We start from the raw sequence: 18,630 nt of genomic DNA, 5'->3' as shown, positions 1-18,630 counted from the left end.
AGGCCCTGTGCCAAATTTCAAGGTCCGAATTCGAGCCGCGGGGGAACATCTTCGTGATTGGAATCCGCGGCAGGGCAAGCCCATCTCGGGGTGGTCCGAGTGACGCGAAATTCCTCCCAAGGGCACGCCACTAGACGGACAGAACAAAGAAATACTGGAGTAAATAAAATGACCAAGATCGCTCTTACCGCCGCCGCCATCCTCGTTGCCACGGGCACTGCTTTTGCCGGCAGCGACAACTATGGCTCGGCCAACGCCAATCAGCCTGCCGTCGCTGNCGTTGCCACGGGCACTGCTTTTGCCGGCAGCGACAACTATGGCTCGGCCAACGCCAATCAGCCTGCCGTCACTGTCGACCATTCGGTCACCGCTTCGACCTCGAAGGTGACACAGACCGTCCAGGCCCCCGCTTCGCAGGGCGCTGACCGCAATCTCTTCGGCCGCTAATCGCGACTGCCGATATCAACCCAATCTTGAATTCAGGAGTAAATAAAATGACCAAGATCGCTCTTACCGCCGCCGCCATCCTCGTCGCCACGGGCACTGCTTTTGCCGGCAGCGACAACTATGGCTCGGCCAACGCCAATCAGCCTGCCGTCGCTGTCGACCATTCAGTCACCGCTTCGGTCTCGAAGTCGACGCAGACCATCCAGGCCCCAGCGTCGCAGGGCGCTGACCGCAATCTCTTCGGCCGCTAATCGCGACTGCCGATATCAACCTAACCTTGAACTCAGGAGTAATTAAAATGACCAAGATCGCACTCACCGCCGCCGCCATCCTCGTTGCCACGGGCACCGCTTTTGCCGGCAGCGACAATTATGGCTCTTACAATGCCAACCAGCCGGTTGCGAACCAGTCCGTGTCCAACATCGACACCACGCACACCGGCTCGATCCCGAAGTCCGTGAAGACGCAGGGTGATGCCAATGCCAACGTGCCGGCTCAGTCGGGCCAAGGCATCTGGGGTCGTTGATTTTCTGAAGTCTGCGACCACAAAGAGCGGTGGGCTTTGCCCGCCGCTCTTGTTTTTATGCATGAGCAGGATTTCGGCCGACGGCGCCAGTGTCGGGCGCCGATCGTAATCGAACCAACTGGTTCAATTTATGTTGACGAATCGTGAACGGATGGCGAGCGCTGGCTCGACGAACCGCCGCACCGTGCGTCAGGTATCCCCCTTATAAGCGTTTGAGATCAATTGATAAAACAGGGTGAGCTCAACACCTTGGCCCACGTTCGAGGTCCGGATTTCGCGCGTGAGGGAACGTCTTCGTGATTGGAAGTCGGCGCACGAAAAACCCAGATCGAGGCTGTCCGAGCGACGCGAAATTCCTCCCAAGGGCACGCCACTAGACGGACAGGAACAGGAATACCGGAGTAAATAAAATGACCAGGATCGCTCTTACCGCCGCCGCCATCCTCGTTGCCACTGGCACCGCTTATGCCGGCAGCGACAACTATGGTTCGGACAATGTCAATCAGCCGGCCGTCACCTCGCGCGCGGTCAATGTCGACCACAGTTACACGGCTTCGACCCACAGGCTGGTCAAGCACCGCGACCTCACGCTGAGGCCCGATTCGGTCCAGCCGGAATCCGGCCAGGGCAACTGGGGAAACTGACGGCTCAAGCGGGCGTGCGGTGGGCTTGGCCTGCCGCACCTGCCATGGACGCTAGCCAAGGTCCTTCGGCCGCAGGCAATGTGTCAACCGGGCGGGGGACACGACGGACCAATCGCCTTCGAAGACCACCCGGGCCAGGGCTGCCGTCGGGAATTTCTCCTCAAGTCTCTTGAGCGCCTTGGCGTCTGACCCCGGCCCGGCAAGCTGTCTGGCCAAATGTTCCAGGCCCGGATTGTGGCCAATTACCAGCAAGCTGCCGCTTGAAGCGTCGGTTTGACCAATCTGGCTCAGAATGTCCGCCGCTGAAGCATCGTACAGCGCCTTGAATGCGATCCGGGGTGGCACGGGCAGCTCCGCCGCCACAAGCCGCCAGGTGTCGCGGGTGCGCAGTGCCGGCGACACCAGCGCCAGGTCCGGCAGCCAGCCGCGCGCCGCAAGCTCGCGTCCCATCAAGCACGCCGCCTTAACCCCGCGTTCGGCCAAAGGCCGGTCGAAATCATCGAGATCAGGGTCGTCCCAGCTCGATTTGGCGTGACGGAGGAGGAGTAGTTGTCTCATCGATGTCGGTCAGGACCAGGGAGACTGGTCAGACGAGTGCGGGCCTTTTGTTTGATCGCTTCAATGTCGAAGGGATCTAACGGGCCGCTTTCCAATCCTTCCAGCCAAGCTCTGCGCAGCCGGTCCGTTTCGGCCTGGCACCGAGTCTGATTTGGCGGTTCCAGGCTAAGTGCCGTTGTCATTCCCGATCTAGGTTCAAGGCGTGATGCGCGCCAGATGCTCGAGGTCGGCTTCCTCGCGCAGCGGATCCGGGGCCATCACCACCGAGGTGCCGTTGTCGGCATCGTCGGCAAAGTGGGCAAGCACGGTGCGGCCGGCCTCCATGCGCGCCTTGCCTTCGGCAACCAGTCCCAGCGCCAGCGGATAGAGCCGGTGTTCGGTCTTCAGCACGCGGGCTGCCAATGTATCGGCGGTGTCGCCGACCATCACCGGTACGGCCGCCTGTGCGATGATCGGACCGTCGTCCATCTCGGAGGTGACGAAGTGCACGGTGCAGCCATGGATGCGGATGCCGGCGGCCAGTGCGCGCACATGGGTGTCGAGCCCCTTGAACGCCGGCAGCAGGGCAGGGTGGATGTTGATCATGCGGCCCTGCCATCTCTGGACGAAGCCGGGGGTGAGGATGCGCATATAGCCGGCCAGCGCCACGATCTCGGCGTTGAAGGCCGCGAGCGCCGCGTCTATTGCCGCGTCATGCGCCTGCTTGCTGCCATGGTCGGCACGCGAGACGACCTGCGTGGCGATGCCGCGCGCCCTGGCGATGCCGAGCCCGGCGGCATCCGCCTTGTCGGAAATGACACCGACGATCTCGGCCGGGAACGCCGGGTCGCTGGCCGCGGCAATCAGCGCGGTCATGTTGGAGCCGCGTCCCGAGATCAGGACAACGGTGCGTTTCCTCTGCGCGCTCATAGGCCGATCGAGCCCCGATAGATGACCCCGGCGTCGCGGCGCGGCACGATGCGGCCGATCGGCGTCACCGTCTCGCCGGCCTCCTGCAGCACGGCGGCGACCTGTGCTGCCTGGCCGGATGCGACGGCCAGAATCATGCCGATGCCGCAATTGAAAGTGCGCATCATCTCTTCCGGCGCCACGCCGCCGGTCTTGGCCAGCCACGAAAACACGGCAGGAACGTCGATCGCTTCGAGGTCGAGTTCGGCCGAAAAATCCTTGGGCAGCACGCGCGGGATGTTTTCCGGGAAGCCGCCGCCGGTGATGTGGGCGAGCGCCTTGATACCATGCGTGTTGCGGATCGCCTTGAGAATCGACTTGACGTAGATGCGGGTCGGCTCGAGCAGCGCCTCGGCCAGCGTGGCCTCGTCGTTGAACGGCGCCGGATCGCTCCACGACAGACCGCTGACGGCGACGATGCGGCGCACCAGCGAATATCCGTTCGAGTGCAAGCCAGAGGAAGCCAGGCCCAGCAGCACGTCGCCTTCGACAATATCGTCGGTGGGCAGCAATTGGCCGCGTTCGGCGGCGCCCACCGCAAAGCCGGCCAGGTCGTAATCATTGCCGTGATACATGCCGGGCATCTCGGCCGTCTCGCCGCCGATCAGCGCGCAGCCGGCCTGGCGGCAGCCCTCGGCAATGCCGCCGACGATCGCGGCACCCTGGTCGGGATCGAGCTTGCCGGTGGCGAAATAGTCGAGGAAGAACAGCGGTTCGGCACCTTGCACGACGATGTCGTTGACGCACATGGCGACGAGGTCGATGCCGATTGTGTCGTGCTTGCCGGCATCGATGGCGATCTTGAGCTTGGTGCCGACGCCGTCATTGGCCGCCACCAGCACCGGGTCGGTAAAGCCCGCGGCCTTGAGGTCGAACAGGCCTCCGAAACCGCCGATCTCACCATCGGCGCCCGGCCGGCGCGTCGCGCGCACCAGCGGCTTGATCTTCTCGACCATGAGATTGCCGGCATCGATATCGACACCGGCCGCGGCATAGGTGAGCCCGTTCTTGCGCTTGTTCACGTCGCGCTTGCTCATTTCTGGTGCCCGTTCAACAATTTTCCTTGTCGCGGGCTCTTCGCATGAACGGTTTCTGTCCGCAAGGATAACGGCCATCTCGACCTACAAAACCGTGGACAGGGCGCGCGTAGGGGCTCGTGATTGGCGAAAGCCGGGCTGAAAACCGCTCTCCCATGCGGGGAGATCGGCAGCTTCTCCCTTGTTGCCACTCACCATCTTCATCATCTATCTCCGACCAAGAGGAGGTGCCAAGCATTTGACCATCCCCAACCTGATCACCATCCTGCGCCTTATCCTGGTGCCGGCGGTGGTGCTGGCGATGCTGCAGGCGCGCTGGGACTGGGCTTTTGCCGGGTTCCTCGTCGCCGGTATTTCCGACGGCGTCGACGGGTTCATCGCCCGCCGTTTCAACCAGCAATCCACCCTCGGCGCCTATCTCGACCCGGTGGCGGACAAGCTGCTGCTGGTTTCGGTGTTCGTTGTCATGAGCTTCATCGGGCAATTGCCGCTGTGGCTTGTCGTCATCATGGTGTCGCGCGACGCGTTGATCGTCTGCGCGGTGGTGTTGTCCGCCGTCATGACCCATCCGGTCGAGATGAAACCGTTGTTCGTGTCGAAGGCCAACACCGCGATCCAGATCGTGCTGGCCGCGCTTGTGCTGGGAGAACTTGCCCTTGCCGTTCACCTCGACCCGCTGAGGTCAGTTCTCATATTGCTGTCCGGGGTCTTGACCGTGGCTTCGGCCGCAGCCTATCTCGTGACTTGGCTGAGGCACATGAGCGGCTATGGCGAAGGCTCCACTCCGGACATCTGAGACAGAAGCGGCAGCGATCGAGGCCGCGGCCGCCGACACCGCCGCGTCCGCGACCTTTCGCCGCCAGATCTTCTTCTGGCTGGCCGGCGCCGCGCTGCTGGCGCTTTTCCTCTATGTTTTCAGCGCGATCCTGCTGCCCTTCGTCGCCGGCATGGTGCTTGCCTATTTCCTCGATCCCGTTGCCGACCGGCTGCAGCGGCTCGGCCTGTCCCGTTTCATGGCGACGGTGGTCATCCTCATCACCTTCCTCATCGTGCTGGTGCTGGCCTTCGTCATCCTCATCCCCGTTCTGGCCACGCAGATGGCCGATTTCGCCGGCAAATTGCCGGAATATCTGACCCGGCTGCAAAGCCTGATCACCTCGTTCGATCCGAAATGGCTGGAACAGAAGTTCGGCGTCAACGCCAATAGCTTGCGCGACGGGCTGAATTCGCTGCTGACCTCGGGCTTCGGCCTGATCACCACCGTCTTCACCTCACTGTGGAGTTCCGGCATGGCGCTGGTCTCGGTGGTCAGCCTGTTCGTGGTGACGCCGGTGGTCGCCTTCTACATGCTGCTCGACTGGGACCGCATGGTGGCGGTCATCGACGGTTGGGTGCCGCGCGACAACGTCGCGACCGTGCGCGCCATCGCGCGTGACATCAACACCGCCACAGCCGGCTTCGTGCGCGGCCAAGGCACGCTGTGCCTGGTGCTGGGCGCCATTTATGCCACCGGGCTGACGCTGACCGGACTGAATTTCGGCATCCTCATCGGCCTGTTCGCCGGGCTGATTTCCTTCATCCCTTATGTCGGCTCGCTGACCGGGCTGGTGCTGGCCGTCGGCGTCGCCTTCGTCCAGTTCTGGCCGGACTGGACGATGATCGTCGCCGTCGCGGTCGTGTTCTTCATCGGTCAGTTCATCGAGGGCAACATCCTGCAGCCGCGGCTGGTCGGCAAAAGCGTCGGCCTGCACCCGGTATGGCTGATGTTTTCGCTTTTTGCCTTCGGTGCGCTGTTCGGCTTCGTCGGCTTGTTGATCGCGGTGCCGGCTTCTGCGGCCGTCGCCGTGCTGGTGCGGTTCGCCATTGCCCGCTATCTCGAATCGCCGCTCTACAAGGGTCGCGGCACGGCACCTGTGCCGCAGCTTCCGGCCGATCGCGGCGGCGGCCACCGCACGCAACCGCGTCGCTGAAGTGACTGCCCAGCCAACCGACCCGCCACGCCAGTTGCCGCTCGATCTCGGCCATGGCACCGGCTATTCGCGCGACGAACTCGTCGTCTCCGGCACCAACAACCAGGCGGTGGCGCTGGTCGACCGCTGGCCGGACTGGCCATCGCCGGTGGTGGTGCTGGCCGGTCCCGCGGGTTCGGGCAAGACGCATCTGGCCTCGATCTGGCGCGCGCGTGCCGATGCGGTGGCGGTCGACGCCAGGCGCATCGGCGACAGCATTGCCAATCTCGGCGCGCGGCCGGCGCTGATCGACGATGTCGATACCGGCGCGGTCGATGAACAGGGCCTGTTCCATCTGATCAATGCGGTGCGTGGTGCCGGGTCGACGCTGCTCCTGACGGCGCGCCGCTTTCCGTCCGCCTGGGGCGTCACGCTGCCTGATCTCGCCTCACGGCTGAAAGCAGCGGCGACAGTGGAAATTCATGAGCCCGACGATCTCCTGCTCGCCGGCGTCATCACAAAACTCTTCGCCGACCGTCAGATCGAGGTCGAACCGCATGTCGTGCAGTATCTGGTCCGCCGTATCGAGCGCTCGCTGGCGACAGCGATGCGCGTGGTTGAGCGGCTCGACCGGACCGCGCTCGAACGCAAGACGCCGATCACCAGGGCGCTGGCAGCCGAAACCGTCAACGCCATGGACGAAGGGCAGGGCGAATTCGAGATTTAGCCTGAGAGGCCAGTCTCAGAGCCACATTCTGGCGAAATGACGGACCGCGAGGTAGACGGCAGAGTGAGCGGCGATATAGCCGGCGGCGACCAGCACAAACATTCCGATACTGATACGCCAGGAGCGGGAGACGACAGCGCCTGGGGCCTGCCTCGCCTGTCTGCGGCTTTCACGGTTGTTCCACATCGCCAGCGCGGCGCAGGCAATTGCCCACGTCACCATGAACGGAACGGTGATGCCGGCATAGGCAAAGTAGGCCGGTCCGAAAAGCGACACCCAGGCATCGATTCCAAGCATCTGAACCCCCTGTTTGCCGAACCGGCCCGCGGCTGCCGGATGCACGACCGGAGCCGGAGCAAGTGACCATATGGCTGCGCCGGGCATTGGGCTGTGAGGGGATGGTCGGAGTGGAGAGATTCGAACTCCCGACCCTCTGGTCCCAAACCAGATGCGCTACCAGGCTGCGCTACACTCCGAACGGTCTGTTGCCTATTCATTTCGGTGGTGCATGGCAAGTGCAAAAACCCGCGAGAGCAAAAACCTTGCCGCCGTGCGCATTGCGCAGTAATGACGGGCGAAGGGTGGCGATGCTGCCTTGCACAAGAACGAGGTGGCCATGTCCGCGCGCATTTTCAGCCCAGCCAAAACCGCGATGCAGTCCGGCAAGGCCAAGACCGGCCACTGGGTGCTGGAATTCGATCCCGAGACGCGCAAGAAGATCGATCCGCTGATGGGCTATACGACGTCGGCAGACATGAGAAGCCAGATCAGGCTTAGCTTCGACACGCGGGAAGAGGCGGTGGCCTACGCCGAAAAGCAAGGGCTCGCTTTCCGCGTCGAAGAGCCGAAAGAGACCAAGCGCCGCCAGATTTCCTATGCGGAGAATTTCCGCTATGACCGCAGGACGCCCTGGACGCATTGAACGGCGCCCAGCGCCAGAATATCCAGCCGGTCCAAAGGCCGGCCAGCGGTCCCGTAGCTCAGCTGGATAGAGCACCGGCCTTCTAAGCCGATGGTCACAGGTTCGAATCCTGTCGGGATCGCCAAAGCCTTTCGGGTCCATTCCGGACACATAGGTCGCGGACATGGGCTTTCAGAGAGCGTCACCAGGCCTCGTGCGCTCAAACCGCCGCCGCCAGAAGCAGCGTTACCCCCAGGACCGTCGACGCATAGATCGTGGCTAGAAGCACGATCGGGCGAGGATATTCGGCGGGTGTCGCGAGGCCGGCAAAGTGGGGATTTCGAAATGTTTCGGTGCCGGGCGACGGGCCGTCGGCGGCAGCGGGAGTGTTGTCATTGCAAGCGAGTAGAGAAAGACGCTGGGCAATATCGGCGGCGATCAGAGGATCGTCCGCCACCAATTTCGACCAGTCCGAAACAATGCCGATTTCACCTTTGAACATCGCGCGCCTCCCGTTTGGGATCTAACAGCGATATCTAAATTATGTTCCGCCGATAGTTTGACGAGGCGGACCGCTCTTGGTCCTTGCAACCTTCTGATCGATGAAAACCACGCCCGCTGCCTCCAACCCTCGACGGATGGCAGCCAGCTTGGCCGAGCTCGGAATCCTTCGTCCGCTCTCGAAACTGCCGATCGTTCCTTCGCTAAGGCCGCACTTCGCGGCGAGTCGCACCTGCGACCATTTCAGCATCGCTCGTGCGGCTCTGCACTGCTGGGACGTAAGGGGCTGGATCCCTGAGACGGTGGAGCTTCGCGTGTTCACATCCTCAGATCCCTTCGCTTCGGCGGGAGGTGGCTTTGCACCAGGTGCACCTTGTCCAGACCCACGGTGACCATTGTCCGAACGACACCGTGACCTTGTCGCCCTCGATCTGCGTAACGTCGCCGGATAATTCCATCGGCTGGCCCTCGGTCAGCTTGGTCGCTGGACCAATGACCGAATGCGAAAAATCGTAACCGGGGATCGACACGCTGACGCGGTCTTCCGTGACGCGCTTCAGCACCGTCGCCATGACCGCCACTTCGTCGCCGACCTTTATTGCCATGCTTCTGATTCTGGGGCGGCATCCGGCTGGCGTCAAGGATTAGCTATGCCTTATATAGCAAGTCACGGAATCACCTCTTTCCATCCAGGAACGCCACGACAGCGGTAAATACCGCAAGCTGTTCAGCTCTATCATGGTGATGAGGGGATTTAGCGTGGCCGGGCAGTCGTGAACTGACCCCCGAAAGTTGGACATCCACCTTCGGGGGTTTTCATGTCCAAACACAGCGAGAGTTTGAAGCGCACTGTTGTTGATCGTTATTTGAGTGGTGAAGAGAGCTATGCGAGCGCCGGTGCAGCCGACGGCGTAGATGCTGCAACGGTGCGCAAATGGGTTGCGAGCTATCAAGCGCACGGGGTTGCCGGCCTCGCTCGCAAGCTCAGCCACTATGACGGCGAGTTCAAGCTGTCGGTTCTGCACCGGATGTGGGAGGATGGACTGTCCTGCCGACAGACGGCCGCGCTGTTCAATATCCGCAACGCCGGCTGCCTTCCGGACTGGGAGAGGCGCTACGAAGCCGGTGGGATAGAGGCGCTCGCGCCGCGCCGCAGAGGAAGGCCGCGATCGATGTCAGACCAGCCGTCGCCTGGCGAGCCGCCCGTGGCGCAGAGTGATGAGACCAAGAGCCGCGAAGAGCTGCTTGCGGAACTGAACCATCTGCGCATGGAGAACGCCTACCTAAAAAAACTGGAGGCCTTAACGCAGGGACACGCGCCCAAAAAGCGCAAGCTGTCCAAGCGTTAAGGCTGCTCTATCCGCTCGATGGTCTGCTCAAACTGGCAGGGCTTTCCCGCAGCACGTTCTACTATCGACAGAAGGCGTCCCGCGTCGACCGCCATGCTGGTCTCAAGGAGAAGATCAGAGCCGTCTTCGACAGCCACAAGGGCCGCTACGGTTATCGCCGGGTGGCTGCTGCACTGCGCCGGCTCGGTCATGTCGTCAATCACAAGGCGGTGCAGTGTCGGATGGTGGAGATGGGATTGAAGTCGCTGGTCAGGCCGAAGAAGTATCGCTCCTACAAAGGCGGCATCGGAAGGACGGCTCCCGATCTCATTCAACGCCAGTTCAACGCTGACAGCGCCAACCATAAATGGGTGACCGATGTGACGGAGTTCAACCTGGCGGGCGACAAACTCTATCTCTCACCGGTCATGGACCTTTATAATGGCGAGATCATCGCCTTCGAGACCGCAAGGCGACCACTCTTCAAGCTGGTGGAAAATATGCTCGCCAGAGCGCTGGACCGGCTCGACCAAACCCAACGGCCCATCCTACACTCCGATCAGGGATGGCAGTATCAGACGCCTGCCTACCAGCGCAGGCTCCAGGCACGAGGCATTGCCCNCCTACACTCCGATCAGGGATGGCAGTATCAGACGCCTGCCTACCAGCGCAGGCTCCAGGCACGAGGCATTGCCCAGAGCATGTCACGCAAAGGCAATTGCCTCGACAACGCACCTATCGAGAGCTTCTTCGCAACACTCAAATCCGAGCTCTTCTACCCCAATACCTTCGAGAACGTTCAGAGCCTCAAGGCCAGCATCGAGGATTACATCCACTACTACAATCATGATCGCATCAAACTGAAACTGAAAGGGCTNGAGCCTCAAGGCCAGCATCGAGGATTACATCCACTACTACAATCATGATCGCATCAAACTGAAACTGAAAGGGCTGAGCCCTGTGCAATACAGAACCAGCCCTTAAATCTGCCGCCACCTTAAACTGTCCAACTTTAAGGGGTCAGTTCAGTACGGCGGGTCGTCGGCGCAAGTCAGCACCATACCGAAATTGTTAGCATAGCTGCCCTCACATGTCAATGAAAAGCCACCCGACCGACTGTCGTCCGGCCTTCTGTTGACCTGAGTTTGGAGTCTGCAAATTCGCGTATGGCGATTGCGATCCAGCCATGCGCATTCTATCTCTGAAAGGCCCCTCGGGAGGGGGACCAGCCCGGAGGAGGGTTCTGATGTTTCGCTTCGTCTTTCGTCTTGCCGCAATGATCGCGCTGTCGATTTCCGTCATCATGGCGGTGCTCGACGCGACACGCACCGTGGCGGCCTCCGTGCTGGTGCTGACCCCGCTCAACACCAGTTGGCTGGCGGTCTCGCCCGACACGAGGGCCGCCTTCGAAACCTTCATCCGAACCAAGGCCAGCCCGCTGCTGTGGGACAGCGCCATCGCCTGGGTGCTGAACCAGCCGGGCTTCGCCGTGTTCGCGGTGCTGGCTTTCCTGCTCTATGCGATAGGCTACAGGCGGCCACCGCGTGCTGGGCAGTTCGCCGCCACCTAGAGCATCGGACCCAAAAGCGGTTGCCGGTTTTGGGAAATCCGATGCTCAAACAAAGCCGCCATCATGCGGCATCTTATGTTTCACCCGGAGAGGAGCCGCGCATGTTCTTTCTCAGCGACATGCTGAACAAGAAGCTCAATCTGCCGAAGCCCTCCGAGGCCCTGCCGGGCCGCGCCAGGGCGATCCCGACCGCATCCAGGCACAAGGTCTTGAAAAGACCGCTCAAAGGTCCTTATCCCGAGAGGCTGGAGACGGCGATGTTCGGACTGGGCTGCTTCTGGGGTGCGGAGCGGCTGTTCTGGCAGATCGAAGGCGTCTGGGTCACGACCGCCGGCTATGCCGGCGGCTTCACGCCCAATCCGACCTATCAGGAGACCTGCACCGGGCTTACCGGCCATGCCGAAGTGGTGCTGGTGGTCCATGACCCCGAGATCGTCTCCTATGCTGGGCTTCTGAAGCTGTTCTGGGAAAGCCACGACCCCACGCAGGGCATGCGCCAGGGCAATGATGTCGGCACCGCCTATCGCTCCGCGATCTACACGAGCGACGAGGCGCAATTGCGGGCGGCGAGCGCCTCGCGCGATGCATATGAGACCTCGCTACGCGGTGCCGGCCACGGCAGGATCACCACCGAGATCGCGCCGGCGGCCGAATTCTACTTCGCCGAAGCCGATCACCAGCAATATCTGGCGAAGAACCCTTACGGCACGTGCAACCTCAAAGGCACCGGCGTCGCTTGCGTCATCCCTGCCACCGCGTCCACGTAACACTTGGCGCAAGGACAAGCTGCGGTGCAGCTTGCCCGCATCAAGCTTTTCCAAAAGGTCAAAATTCCGCGTGAATTTTGTTTCGGGCCATGCCAGATTGCCGCCGAGCGGGAGGGAGTACACTCCTGGCTGACGTCGTATGCCTGCCGGAGAACCGGGCCGGCATGCGGTGCATAACGGAAAAATAACCGACAGGGTGTGGATCACATGAAACGTATCGTTCTCGGCCTCCTGGCCGCAACCGCAATGGTTCTTCCGGCTTTCGCCGCGGATGTCCAGCCGGCCATCCTCTATGATCTCGGCGGCAAGTTCGACAAATCCTTCAACGAGGCTGCCTACAACGGCGCCGAGAAATTCAAGACGGAAACCGGCACGGCCTACGTCGAATTCGAGGTCTCCAATGCCTCGCAGCGTGAGCAGGCGCTGCGCCGCTTCGCCGAGGACGGCCGCAACCCGATCGTCATGGCCGGCTTTGCCTGGACGGACGCGCTGGCCAAGGTCGCCGCCGAATATCCCGACCTGAACTTCGCCATCATCGACGACCAGGTCGATCTGCCGAACGTGCGGTCGCTGAAGTTCAAGGAACAGGAGGGCTCCTACCTCGTCGGCGTCCTGGCGGCCATGGCTTCGAAGTCGAAGAAGGTCTCCTTCGTCGGCGGCATGGATATCCCGCTGATCCGCAAGTTCGAATGCGGCTATGTCGGCGGCGCCAAGTCAGCGGGCGCGACCGACGTCATCCAGAACATGACGGGTGATACGCCGGCTGCCTGGAACGATCCGGCCAAGGGCGGCGAGATCGCCAAGACGCAGATCGACCAAGGCTCCGACGTGGTCTATGCCGCGGCAGGCGGCACCGGCGTCGGCGTGCTGCAGGCGGCGGCAGATGCCGGCAAGCTCGGCATCGGCGTCGATTCCAACCAGAACGGCCTGCAGCCGGGCAAGGTGCTGACCTCGATGCTGAAGCGCGTCGACGTCGCCGTCTACACCGCCTTCATGGACGGCAAGAACGGCACCTTCAAGGGCGGAGTCGAGAATCTGGGCCTCAAGGAAGGCGGCGTCGACTACGCCATGGACGACAACAACAAGGCGCTGGTGACGGACGAGATGAAGGCGGCCGTCGAAAAGGCCAAGGCCGACATCATTGCCGGCAAGGTCGAAGTACACGATTATACGGCTGACAACGCTTGCCCCTATTGAGCGGCACGAACACACAGCCATGATCTGCAAACCGCCGGGCGCCAGCCCGGCGGTTTTGTCTTTACCGGATCGAGCGAAACGTTCGCTCCGTGCCGGACACCGTTTGGGGATACAGATGCAGCCGAAGATCGGACCCATGGGCGAGCACGACGTAGCAGCGGTAGCCCAGCTGCGCCTGGCTGCCTTTTTCGAGGGAACCGGAAGGACCCTCGGGGAAGATGCGGCAGGGCTTCGTGGCTTGATCGCCGGTGACGGCTTCGAGGCGGCATTCGTGGCCCGGATCGGCGACACCCCGGTCGGGGCATGCCTGCTGGTCCGCCACGAGCTGGAGCCCGCACATGATCTGACGCCATGGCTGGCCGGGTTGGTTGTCGACGCAAGGTATCGACGCCGAGGCATCGCCACCGCGCTGGTCAAGGCAACGGAAGCCCATGCGGCGTCACGGGGCGTCGAGATGCTCCATCTCTACACGTGGGATGCGCGTGATTTCTACGCGGCTCTCGGCTGGAATACCGTTGAGATAAGCGGCTCGGACGGCGAGACGATGGCGCTGATGTCGCGCCGGCCTCGCCTATAGCAGCTTCGCGACGAGACAGCCCAGCGCAAGCGCCACCATCAGCCCGGCGGCAACGACAACTCCGCGCCGGCCGCCAAGCGCGTGCACGCCAATGCCGTATGGTGGCCAGGACAGGCTTCGGATCACCGTGCGCGGTTTGACCTCATTGCCGCCGAGCTCGACGCTGCGCATCTGAGGTAACTCGGCTAGGCGTTGGGTAACCAGTTCCCAATGCCTGCCAGGCAGCAGGCCGCGTTTTCCGTAACGGTCGAAGAAATACATCTGCTCGGCAAGTCGCACGACCGCGTCGCGGAAGGCGGGATCGACCTCCAGGTCACGTTCGGCCCGTTCGCGGTCTTTATCGTTCATAAGACCGAGCACATAGTCGCCGGCCCGCGCGATGCGATCGCTTTCACCGACCACGGCGTGCACCTTCCCTTTTTCCTCACCAGTGCGGTGGCTTGGCTACCGGCACTTCATCTCCTGTCTGCTCCTCCAGCGCCAGGAAGCGATCCGTCAGCGCGTCGAGCTTGCGCTGCATGCGCTCGATCACTTTCCACTGCTCGGCGATCTGGCCGGACAGTTCCTCGATGGTCTTCTCCTGCTCGGCGGCGCGTATTTCCAGCGTCGTCAGCCGGTCGGCGGGCGTGATCATGTGAATTCCCCAGTCTTCATCGCGATGTCTTGCGCCGCGATGCGAATTTCGGCTCCGTCATACTAGCGAATGTGAAGGCCCCCGGCCACGTTGCAAATTGACAAGCGCACCGGGATTTGTCGAGAGTGAACCTGCTCCGCCAATTGGCACGGGCGGAGCGTCATGCTAGGCGTTTTGACCAAGCGATAAAAAAATAAGAGTGGGACAGGCTGCATGGCGCAAGCCGCAATCGAGTTGATCGGCATCAACAAGAGTTTTGGTGCGGTGCGCGCCAACCGGGACATCAATCTTGAGATCGGTCGCGGCACGATCCACGGCATTGTCGGCGAGAACGGAGCTGGCAAATCGACGCTGATGTCGATCCTCTACGGCTTCTACCAGGCCGACAGCGGCGAGATCCGCGTTGGCGGCCAGCCGGCCTCGATCAAGACCCCCAATGACGCCATCGCGCTCGGCATTGGCATGGTGCATCAGCACTTCATGCTGGTGGACAATTTCACGGTGCTGGAGAACGTCATCCTCGGCGCCGAAAGCGATGCGCTGCTGAAGAAGAGCATCGCCAAGGCGCGCTCCGAACTGGAGCGGCTGGAGCGTGAATACGGGCTGGAAGTCGATCCCGATGCAGTCATCGAGGAACTGCCGGTCGGCCTGCAGCAGCGTGTCGAGATCCTGAAGGCACTCTATCGCGGCGCCGAGATCCTGATCCTCGACGAGCCTACGGGCGTGCTGACACCGGCCGAGGCCGACCATCTGTTCCGCATCCTCGGGCAGTTGAAGGACCAGGGCAAGACGGTGGTGCTGATCACCCACAAATTGCGCGAGATCATGGCCATCACCGACACCGTGTCGGTGATGCGCCAGGGCACGATGGTGGCGACGCGCGAAACCAGGAAGACCACGGTCGAGGAACTGGCCGAGCTGATGGTCGGGCGGCGCGTGCTCTTGCGGGTCGAGAAGGGCGAGGCCGAGGCCGGCGCCGTCAAGCTCGCGGTCAAGAACCTGACGGTCAGGGATACGCGCGGCGTCACCATGGTCGACGACATCTCCTTCGATATCAGGGCCGGCGAGATCGTCGGCATCGCCGGTGTCGCCGGCAACGGACAATCCGAACTGCTCGAGGCGATTTCCGGCATCAGGCGCGCGGTGTCCGGCTCGGTCATGCTCGACGGCAAGCCGATCGACCTGACCGGCGCCGCCGACCCCGGCGAACTGCGCGACCGTGGCCTCGCGCATGTGCCGGAGGACCGTCATCACGTTGGGCTGGTGCTGGCCTTCGAGGAGAACGAGAATTCGATCCTAGGCTATCACGATGATCCCCGGTATTTGAAGGGGCCGTTCCTCAACATCGATGCCATCCGCAACGATGCCAGGGACAAGATCGCCAAATACGACATCCGCCCGGCCGACTGCCGGCTGAAGACCGCCAATTTCTCCGGCGGCAACCAGCAGAAGATCGTGCTGGCGCGGGAGATGGAGCAGGACCCTGGTGTTCTGATCGTTGGCCAGCCGACACGCGGCGTCGATGTCGGCGCCATCGAATTCATCCACAAGCGCCTGATCGCCATGCGCGACCAGGGCAAGGCGGTGCTGGTGGTGTCGGTCGAGCTTGACGAGATCCGTTCGCTGTCCGACCGTATCCTGGTGATGTTTGCCGGCCGCATCGTCGGCGAGCGCGGCCCCGAAGCGACCGAGGGCGAGCTCGGCCTGCTGATGGCCGGCATCGAGCACCAGGAGGCCGCCGAATGAGCGCGCCTTACGCCAAACTGCCGGCCTGGGCCGACTATGGCCTGATCCCGCTGATCAATCTGTTCGTCGCCTTCGTCGTCGCCGGCTTCGTCGTGCTTCTGGTCGGCGAGAATCCGTTGCGCGCAGCCGTCATCCTGGTCGAAGGCGCCTTCGGCAAAGGCACCGGCATCGCCTTCACCCTCTTTTATGCCACCACCTTCATCTTCACCGGGCTTTCGGTGGCGGTGGCCGCGCATTGCGGCCTGTTCAACATCGGCACCGAAGGGCAGGCCTACATCGCCGGCCTCGGCATCGCCATCGTCTGCCTGAGCTTCGACAGCACACTGCCATGGTGGCTGACCTTCCCGCTGGCGATCATTGCTGCGGCGGCGGTGGGCGCATTGTGGGCGCTCATCCCGGCCTATCTGCAGGCCAAGCGTGGCTCGCACATCGTCATCACCACCATCATGTTCAACTTCATCGCCGCCTCGATCATGGTTTACCTGCTGGTCGGCCCTTTGAAACCAGCTGCCTCGCAAGCGCCGCAGACGCGCAACTTCCTCGCTGGCGCGGAATTGCCCAAGCTCAACTGGATCATCGAGCTGTTCGGCGCCAAGATCCGTTCGGCGCCGCTCAACGTCACCTTCCTGCTGGCGCTGGTCATGGCGTTCCTGGTCTGGCTGCTGATCTGGCGCACCAAGCTCGGCTATGAAATGCGCACCTACGGTCACAGCCCGAAAGCGGCACGCTATGCCGGCATTTCCGAAACCCGCATCATCATCACCGCCATGATGATCTCGGGCGGGCTGGCCGGCATGATGGCACTCAATCCGGTGATGGGCGATCAGCACAATGTCGCCATCGACTTCGTTTCCGGCGCCGGCTTCGTCGGCATCGCCGTGGCGCTGATGGGCCGCCTGCACCCTGTTGGCATCGTGCTGGCGGCGATCCTGTTCGGCATGCTCTACCAGGGCGGCGCCGAGCTCGCCTTCGAGATGCCGGCAATCAGCCGCGACATGATCGTCATCATTCAAGGCCTGGTGATCCTGTTTGCCGGTGCCCTCGAGCACATGTTCCGGCCCTACATCCAGGCGCTGTTCGCCTCGTTCAGTCCGCGATCGGTTGGCATGGAAGCGGTCAAGGGGAAAGGTGCCTGAGATGGATGTGTTCAACGCGATCATCCAGACATTGGACTCCACCATCCGCCTCTCGGTGCCGCTGCTGCTTGCCTGTCTCGCCGGGCTCTATTCGGAACGCGCCGGCATCTTCGACATCGGCCTCGAAGGCAAGATGCTGGTCGGCGCCTTCGCCGGTGCGGCCGCCGCTTCCGTGTTCCATTCGGCCTTTCTCGGCCTCGGCATGGCCATCCTGATCTCGGTCGCCTTTGCCATGATCCACGGCTTTGCCTCGATCACCCATCGCGGCAACCAGATCGTCTCCGGCGTGGCGATCAACTTCATCGCCGCCGGCTCGACCATCATCCTCGGCCAGGCCTGGTTCCAGCAGGGCGGGCGCACGCCGGCGCTGCAACCGGGCGAGCGCTTCGAGGCCATCACCTTGCCGGGCGCCGAGGCCATCCGCGACGTGCCGGTCATCGGACCGATCTATGCCGAGCTCCTGTCGGGCCACTCGATCCTGGTCTATCTTGCCTTCCTGATGGTGCCGTTCACCTGGTGGGTGCTGTTTCGCACCCGTTTTGGCCTCAGGCTGCGCGCCGTAGGCGAGAACCCGGCCGCCGTCGATACTGCCGGCATATCGGTCGCCTGGCTGCGCTACAGGGCGCTGATCTGCACCGGCATCCTCACCGGCATTGCCGGCGCCTACCTGTCGATGGTGCAAAATGGCGGCTTCGTGAAGGACATGACCGCCGGCAAGGGCTATATCGCGCTGGCAGCCCTGATCTTCGCCAAGTGGAAGCCGGTCAACGCCATGTTCGCCTGCCTTCTGTTCGGCTTCCTGGACGCGGCGTCGATCCGCCTGCAGGGATCACCGCTGCCCATCATCGGCAAGGTGCCGGCGCAGTTCATGCAGGCGCTGCCCTACATCCTCACCGTCATCCTGCTCGCCGGCTTCATCGGCAAGGCAATCCCGCCACGCGCCGGCGGCGTGCCTTATGTCAAGGAACGTTGAGCGGCAGGTCGGCTTTGCGCCGGGTTTTGAACACGATCATCGGAGAGAACACCTGAATGTCGCATGATCTGTTCGAGGCCGCCAAGGCCGCCATGGCCAGGGCCTACGCGCCCTATTCGAAATTTCCGGTCGGCGCTGCCTTGCGAACCGAAGACGGGCGCGTCTTTACCGGCGCCAACATCGAAGTCGCCTCCTATCCGGAAGGCTGGTGCGCCGAGACCACGGCGCTCGGCCACTACATCATGGGCGGCGGCGGCAAGATCGTGGAAATCGCCGTCATCGCCGAACGCATGGCGAAATGCTCGCCTTGCGGCGGCTGCCGGCAGCGGCTGGCCGAATTCTGCCGGCCGGAAACAAAGCTCTATCTCTGCGACAATGCAGGTGTGGCCGAGACCGTGACCATGGGCGACATGCTGCCTTACGGCTTCCGCGGCGATATTTTGAAATGAACAATGGGCTCAAAT

At 62.5% G+C, this 18,630-nt stretch carries 25 protein-coding genes, 2 tRNA genes and 1 pseudogene; 18 read left to right on the top strand and 10 right to left on the bottom strand.

Annotated features, from left to right (window positions below; genetic code table 11):
* Positions 1-168 precede the first annotated feature (168 nt).
* The 4 genes from X735_RS144480 (at position 169) to X735_RS144495 (ending at position 1,617) form a co-directional block, all read left to right on the top strand.
* Positions 169-447 carry a DUF680 domain-containing protein gene (locus X735_RS144480; protein WP_023812601.1) on the top strand — a complete coding sequence of 93 codons (279 nt, stop codon included), beginning with the start codon at positions 169-171 and terminating at the stop codon, positions 445-447.
* A 47-nt stretch (positions 448-494) separates the two neighbouring features.
* A complete protein-coding gene (locus X735_RS144485) occupies positions 495-698 on the top strand; it encodes a DUF680 domain-containing protein (protein ID WP_023812600.1) in 204 nt (67 codons plus the stop codon).
* Between the two features lie 47 nt (positions 699-745).
* The gene (locus tag X735_RS144490; protein ID WP_023812599.1) at positions 746-973 is read left to right on the top strand and encodes a DUF680 domain-containing protein; all 228 of its coding nucleotides are present in this window, start codon (positions 746-748) and stop codon (positions 971-973) included.
* A 410-nt stretch (positions 974-1,383) separates the two neighbouring features.
* The gene (locus X735_RS144495; protein WP_023812598.1) at positions 1,384-1,617 is read left to right on the top strand and encodes a DUF680 domain-containing protein; all 234 of its coding nucleotides are present in this window, start codon (positions 1,384-1,386) and stop codon (positions 1,615-1,617) included.
* Positions 1,618-1,668: 51 nt separating this feature from the next.
* Here X735_RS144495 and X735_RS144500 read toward each other — a convergent pair whose 3' ends face one another.
* From X735_RS144500 to purM, 3 genes are all read right to left on the bottom strand, one after another.
* The gene (locus X735_RS144500) at positions 1,669-2,175 is read right to left on the bottom strand and encodes a histidine phosphatase family protein (RefSeq protein WP_023812597.1); all 507 of its coding nucleotides are present in this window, start codon (positions 2,173-2,175) and stop codon (positions 1,669-1,671) included.
* A 195-nt stretch (positions 2,176-2,370) separates the two neighbouring features.
* Positions 2,371-3,084, bottom strand: coding sequence for a phosphoribosylglycinamide formyltransferase (gene purN, locus X735_RS144505; protein ID WP_023812596.1), 714 nt, complete (start codon positions 3,082-3,084; stop codon positions 2,371-2,373).
* Positions 3,081-4,160: a phosphoribosylformylglycinamidine cyclo-ligase gene (purM, locus tag X735_RS144510; RefSeq protein WP_023812595.1), complete on the bottom strand. Its 1,080-nt coding sequence runs from the start codon at positions 4,158-4,160 to the stop codon at positions 3,081-3,083. The genes purN and purM overlap by 4 nt, the downstream gene beginning before the upstream one ends.
* Positions 4,161-4,398: 238 nt before the next feature.
* On the opposite strand from purM, the gene X735_RS144515 reads away from it, so the two are divergent.
* From X735_RS144515 to hdaA, 3 genes are read left to right on the top strand one after another with little or no spacing between them, the layout of a single operon-like run.
* Positions 4,399-4,956, top strand: a complete 558-nt coding sequence (locus X735_RS144515; protein ID WP_023812594.1) for a CDP-alcohol phosphatidyltransferase family protein — start codon at positions 4,399-4,401, stop codon at positions 4,954-4,956.
* The gene (locus X735_RS144520; protein ID WP_023812593.1) at positions 4,928-6,130 is read left to right on the top strand and encodes an AI-2E family transporter; all 1,203 of its coding nucleotides are present in this window, start codon (positions 4,928-4,930) and stop codon (positions 6,128-6,130) included. The genes X735_RS144515 and X735_RS144520 overlap by 29 nt, the downstream gene beginning before the upstream one ends.
* A gap of 1 nt (position 6,131) precedes the next feature.
* Positions 6,132-6,836 carry a DnaA regulatory inactivator HdaA gene (gene hdaA / locus X735_RS144525; RefSeq protein ID WP_023812592.1) on the top strand — a complete coding sequence of 235 codons (705 nt, stop codon included), beginning with the start codon at positions 6,132-6,134 and terminating at the stop codon, positions 6,834-6,836.
* A gap of 15 nt (positions 6,837-6,851) precedes the next feature.
* Here the strand turns inward: hdaA and X735_RS144530 are convergent, their stop codons facing one another.
* Positions 6,852-7,133 carry a hypothetical protein gene (locus X735_RS144530; protein WP_023812591.1) on the bottom strand — a complete coding sequence of 94 codons (282 nt, stop codon included), beginning with the start codon at positions 7,131-7,133 and terminating at the stop codon, positions 6,852-6,854.
* 102 nt (positions 7,134-7,235) lie between these two features.
* A tRNA-Pro gene (locus tag X735_RS144535) sits at positions 7,236-7,312 on the bottom strand.
* A gap of 140 nt (positions 7,313-7,452) precedes the next feature.
* On the opposite strand from X735_RS144535, the gene X735_RS144540 reads away from it, so the two are divergent.
* Positions 7,453-7,758: an ETC complex I subunit gene (locus X735_RS144540; protein WP_023812590.1), complete on the top strand. Its 306-nt coding sequence runs from the start codon at positions 7,453-7,455 to the stop codon at positions 7,756-7,758.
* Between the two features lie 47 nt (positions 7,759-7,805).
* Positions 7,806-7,882, top strand: a tRNA-Arg gene (locus X735_RS144545).
* Between the two features lie 75 nt (positions 7,883-7,957).
* Here the strand turns inward: X735_RS144545 and X735_RS144550 are convergent.
* From X735_RS144550 to X735_RS01000000166075, 3 genes are read right to left on the bottom strand one after another with little or no spacing between them, the layout of a single operon-like run.
* Entirely contained in the window at positions 7,958-8,239 is a 282-nt protein-coding gene (locus X735_RS144550; RefSeq protein ID WP_023812589.1) for a hypothetical protein, read from the bottom strand.
* 39 nt (positions 8,240-8,278) lie between these two features.
* Positions 8,279-8,560: a helix-turn-helix transcriptional regulator gene (locus X735_RS1000000167795; protein ID WP_031213538.1), complete on the bottom strand. Its 282-nt coding sequence runs from the start codon at positions 8,558-8,560 to the stop codon at positions 8,279-8,281.
* A 4-nt stretch (positions 8,561-8,564) separates the two neighbouring features.
* Complete coding sequence (locus tag X735_RS01000000166075) at positions 8,565-8,843, bottom strand: hypothetical protein (protein WP_245273258.1); 279 nt, start codon at positions 8,841-8,843, stop codon at positions 8,565-8,567.
* Positions 8,844-9,056: 213 nt separating this feature from the next.
* On the opposite strand from X735_RS01000000166075, the pseudogene X735_RS1000000168830 reads away from it, so the two are divergent.
* The 5 genes and pseudogenes from X735_RS1000000168830 (at position 9,057) to X735_RS144580 (ending at position 13,677) form a co-directional block, all read left to right on the top strand.
* Positions 9,057-10,492, top strand: a pseudogene (locus tag X735_RS1000000168830) (IS3 family transposase).
* A 320-nt stretch (positions 10,493-10,812) separates the two neighbouring features.
* The gene (locus X735_RS144565; RefSeq protein ID WP_023812584.1) at positions 10,813-11,136 is read left to right on the top strand and encodes a hypothetical protein; all 324 of its coding nucleotides are present in this window, start codon (positions 10,813-10,815) and stop codon (positions 11,134-11,136) included.
* A 101-nt stretch (positions 11,137-11,237) separates the two neighbouring features.
* On the top strand, positions 11,238-11,903 hold the full coding sequence (msrA, locus tag X735_RS144570) for a peptide-methionine (S)-S-oxide reductase MsrA (RefSeq protein WP_023812583.1): 666 nt from the start codon (positions 11,238-11,240) through the stop codon (positions 11,901-11,903).
* Between the two features lie 207 nt (positions 11,904-12,110).
* A complete protein-coding gene (locus X735_RS144575) occupies positions 12,111-13,100 on the top strand; it encodes a BMP family ABC transporter substrate-binding protein (protein ID WP_023812582.1) in 990 nt (329 codons plus the stop codon).
* Between the two features lie 115 nt (positions 13,101-13,215).
* Complete coding sequence (locus tag X735_RS144580; RefSeq protein ID WP_023812581.1) at positions 13,216-13,677, top strand: GNAT family N-acetyltransferase; 462 nt, start codon at positions 13,216-13,218, stop codon at positions 13,675-13,677.
* On the opposite strand, the gene X735_RS144585 is transcribed toward X735_RS144580, so the two are convergent.
* Both X735_RS144585 and X735_RS144590 read right to left on the bottom strand, forming a co-directional pair.
* Positions 13,672-14,079: a hypothetical protein gene (locus X735_RS144585; protein ID WP_023812580.1), complete on the bottom strand. Its 408-nt coding sequence runs from the start codon at positions 14,077-14,079 to the stop codon at positions 13,672-13,674. The two genes, X735_RS144580 and X735_RS144585, sit on opposite strands and share 6 nt — an antisense overlap.
* 22 nt (positions 14,080-14,101) lie before the next feature.
* A complete protein-coding gene (locus tag X735_RS144590) occupies positions 14,102-14,308 on the bottom strand; it encodes a SlyX family protein (protein WP_023812579.1) in 207 nt (68 codons plus the stop codon).
* Positions 14,309-14,524: 216 nt separating this feature from the next.
* On the opposite strand from X735_RS144590, the gene X735_RS144595 reads away from it, so the two are divergent.
* Genes X735_RS144595 through cdd form a run of 4 tightly spaced genes read left to right on the top strand, consistent with a single transcriptional unit; the run spans position 14,525 to position 18,615 of the window.
* The gene (locus X735_RS144595) at positions 14,525-16,057 is read left to right on the top strand and encodes an ABC transporter ATP-binding protein (protein ID WP_023812578.1); all 1,533 of its coding nucleotides are present in this window, start codon (positions 14,525-14,527) and stop codon (positions 16,055-16,057) included.
* Positions 16,054-17,193: an ABC transporter permease gene (locus X735_RS144600; RefSeq protein WP_023812577.1), complete on the top strand. Its 1,140-nt coding sequence runs from the start codon at positions 16,054-16,056 to the stop codon at positions 17,191-17,193. The genes X735_RS144595 and X735_RS144600 overlap by 4 nt, the downstream gene beginning before the upstream one ends.
* A gap of 1 nt (position 17,194) precedes the next feature.
* Positions 17,195-18,166 (top strand): ABC transporter permease, encoded by a 972-nt coding sequence (locus X735_RS144605; RefSeq protein WP_023812576.1) that lies wholly within the window; start codon positions 17,195-17,197, stop codon positions 18,164-18,166.
* Positions 18,167-18,222: 56 nt separating this feature from the next.
* Positions 18,223-18,615 carry a cytidine deaminase gene (gene cdd, locus X735_RS144610; protein ID WP_023812575.1) on the top strand — a complete coding sequence of 131 codons (393 nt, stop codon included), beginning with the start codon at positions 18,223-18,225 and terminating at the stop codon, positions 18,613-18,615.
* The last annotated feature ends 15 nt before the right edge of the window (positions 18,616-18,630 follow it).

It is taken from the genome of Mesorhizobium sp. L2C084A000, assembly GCF_000502875.1.
Taxonomy (GTDB): Bacteria; Pseudomonadota; Alphaproteobacteria; order Rhizobiales; family Rhizobiaceae; genus Mesorhizobium.
The sequence above is the reverse complement of the archived record's forward strand: the minus strand, read 5'-3'. Positions and strand labels throughout refer to the sequence as shown.

Excerpts from the sequence above, each read along its gene's own strand:
- X735_RS144565 (WP_023812584.1), top strand. The coding sequence starts at position 10,813 with ATGTTTCGCTTCGTCTTTCGTCTTGCCGCAATGATCGCGCTGTCGATT.
- X735_RS144600 (WP_023812577.1), top strand. The coding sequence starts at position 16,054 with ATGAGCGCGCCTTACGCCAAACTGCCGGCCTGGGCCGACTATGGCCTG.
- X735_RS144575 (WP_023812582.1), top strand. The coding sequence starts at position 12,111 with ATGAAACGTATCGTTCTCGGCCTCCTGGCCGCAACCGCAATGGTTCTT.
- cdd (WP_023812575.1), top strand. The coding sequence starts at position 18,223 with ATGTCGCATGATCTGTTCGAGGCCGCCAAGGCCGCCATGGCCAGGGCC.
- X735_RS144595 (WP_023812578.1), top strand. The coding sequence starts at position 14,525 with ATGGCGCAAGCCGCAATCGAGTTGATCGGCATCAACAAGAGTTTTGGT.
- X735_RS144540 (WP_023812590.1), top strand. The coding sequence starts at position 7,453 with ATGTCCGCGCGCATTTTCAGCCCAGCCAAAACCGCGATGCAGTCCGGC.
- X735_RS144490 (WP_023812599.1), top strand. The coding sequence starts at position 746 with ATGACCAAGATCGCACTCACCGCCGCCGCCATCCTCGTTGCCACGGGC.
- X735_RS144500 (WP_023812597.1), bottom strand. The coding sequence starts at position 2,175 with ATGAGACAACTACTCCTCCTCCGTCACGCCAAATCGAGCTGGGACGAC.
- purN (WP_023812596.1), bottom strand. The coding sequence starts at position 3,084 with ATGAGCGCGCAGAGGAAACGCACCGTTGTCCTGATCTCGGGACGCGGC.
- X735_RS01000000166075 (WP_245273258.1), bottom strand. The coding sequence starts at position 8,843 with ATGGCAATAAAGGTCGGCGACGAAGTGGCGGTCATGGCGACGGTGCTG.
- X735_RS144580 (WP_023812581.1), top strand. The coding sequence starts at position 13,216 with ATGCAGCCGAAGATCGGACCCATGGGCGAGCACGACGTAGCAGCGGTA.
- X735_RS144605 (WP_023812576.1), top strand. The coding sequence starts at position 17,195 with ATGGATGTGTTCAACGCGATCATCCAGACATTGGACTCCACCATCCGC.
- purM (WP_023812595.1), bottom strand. The coding sequence starts at position 4,160 with ATGAGCAAGCGCGACGTGAACAAGCGCAAGAACGGGCTCACCTATGCC.
- msrA (WP_023812583.1), top strand. The coding sequence starts at position 11,238 with ATGTTCTTTCTCAGCGACATGCTGAACAAGAAGCTCAATCTGCCGAAG.
- X735_RS144550 (WP_023812589.1), bottom strand. The coding sequence starts at position 8,239 with ATGTTCAAAGGTGAAATCGGCATTGTTTCGGACTGGTCGAAATTGGTG.
- X735_RS144495 (WP_023812598.1), top strand. The coding sequence starts at position 1,384 with ATGACCAGGATCGCTCTTACCGCCGCCGCCATCCTCGTTGCCACTGGC.
- X735_RS144520 (WP_023812593.1), top strand. The coding sequence starts at position 4,928 with ATGGCGAAGGCTCCACTCCGGACATCTGAGACAGAAGCGGCAGCGATC.
- X735_RS144530 (WP_023812591.1), bottom strand. The coding sequence starts at position 7,133 with ATGCTTGGAATCGATGCCTGGGTGTCGCTTTTCGGACCGGCCTACTTT.
- X735_RS144485 (WP_023812600.1), top strand. The coding sequence starts at position 495 with ATGACCAAGATCGCTCTTACCGCCGCCGCCATCCTCGTCGCCACGGGC.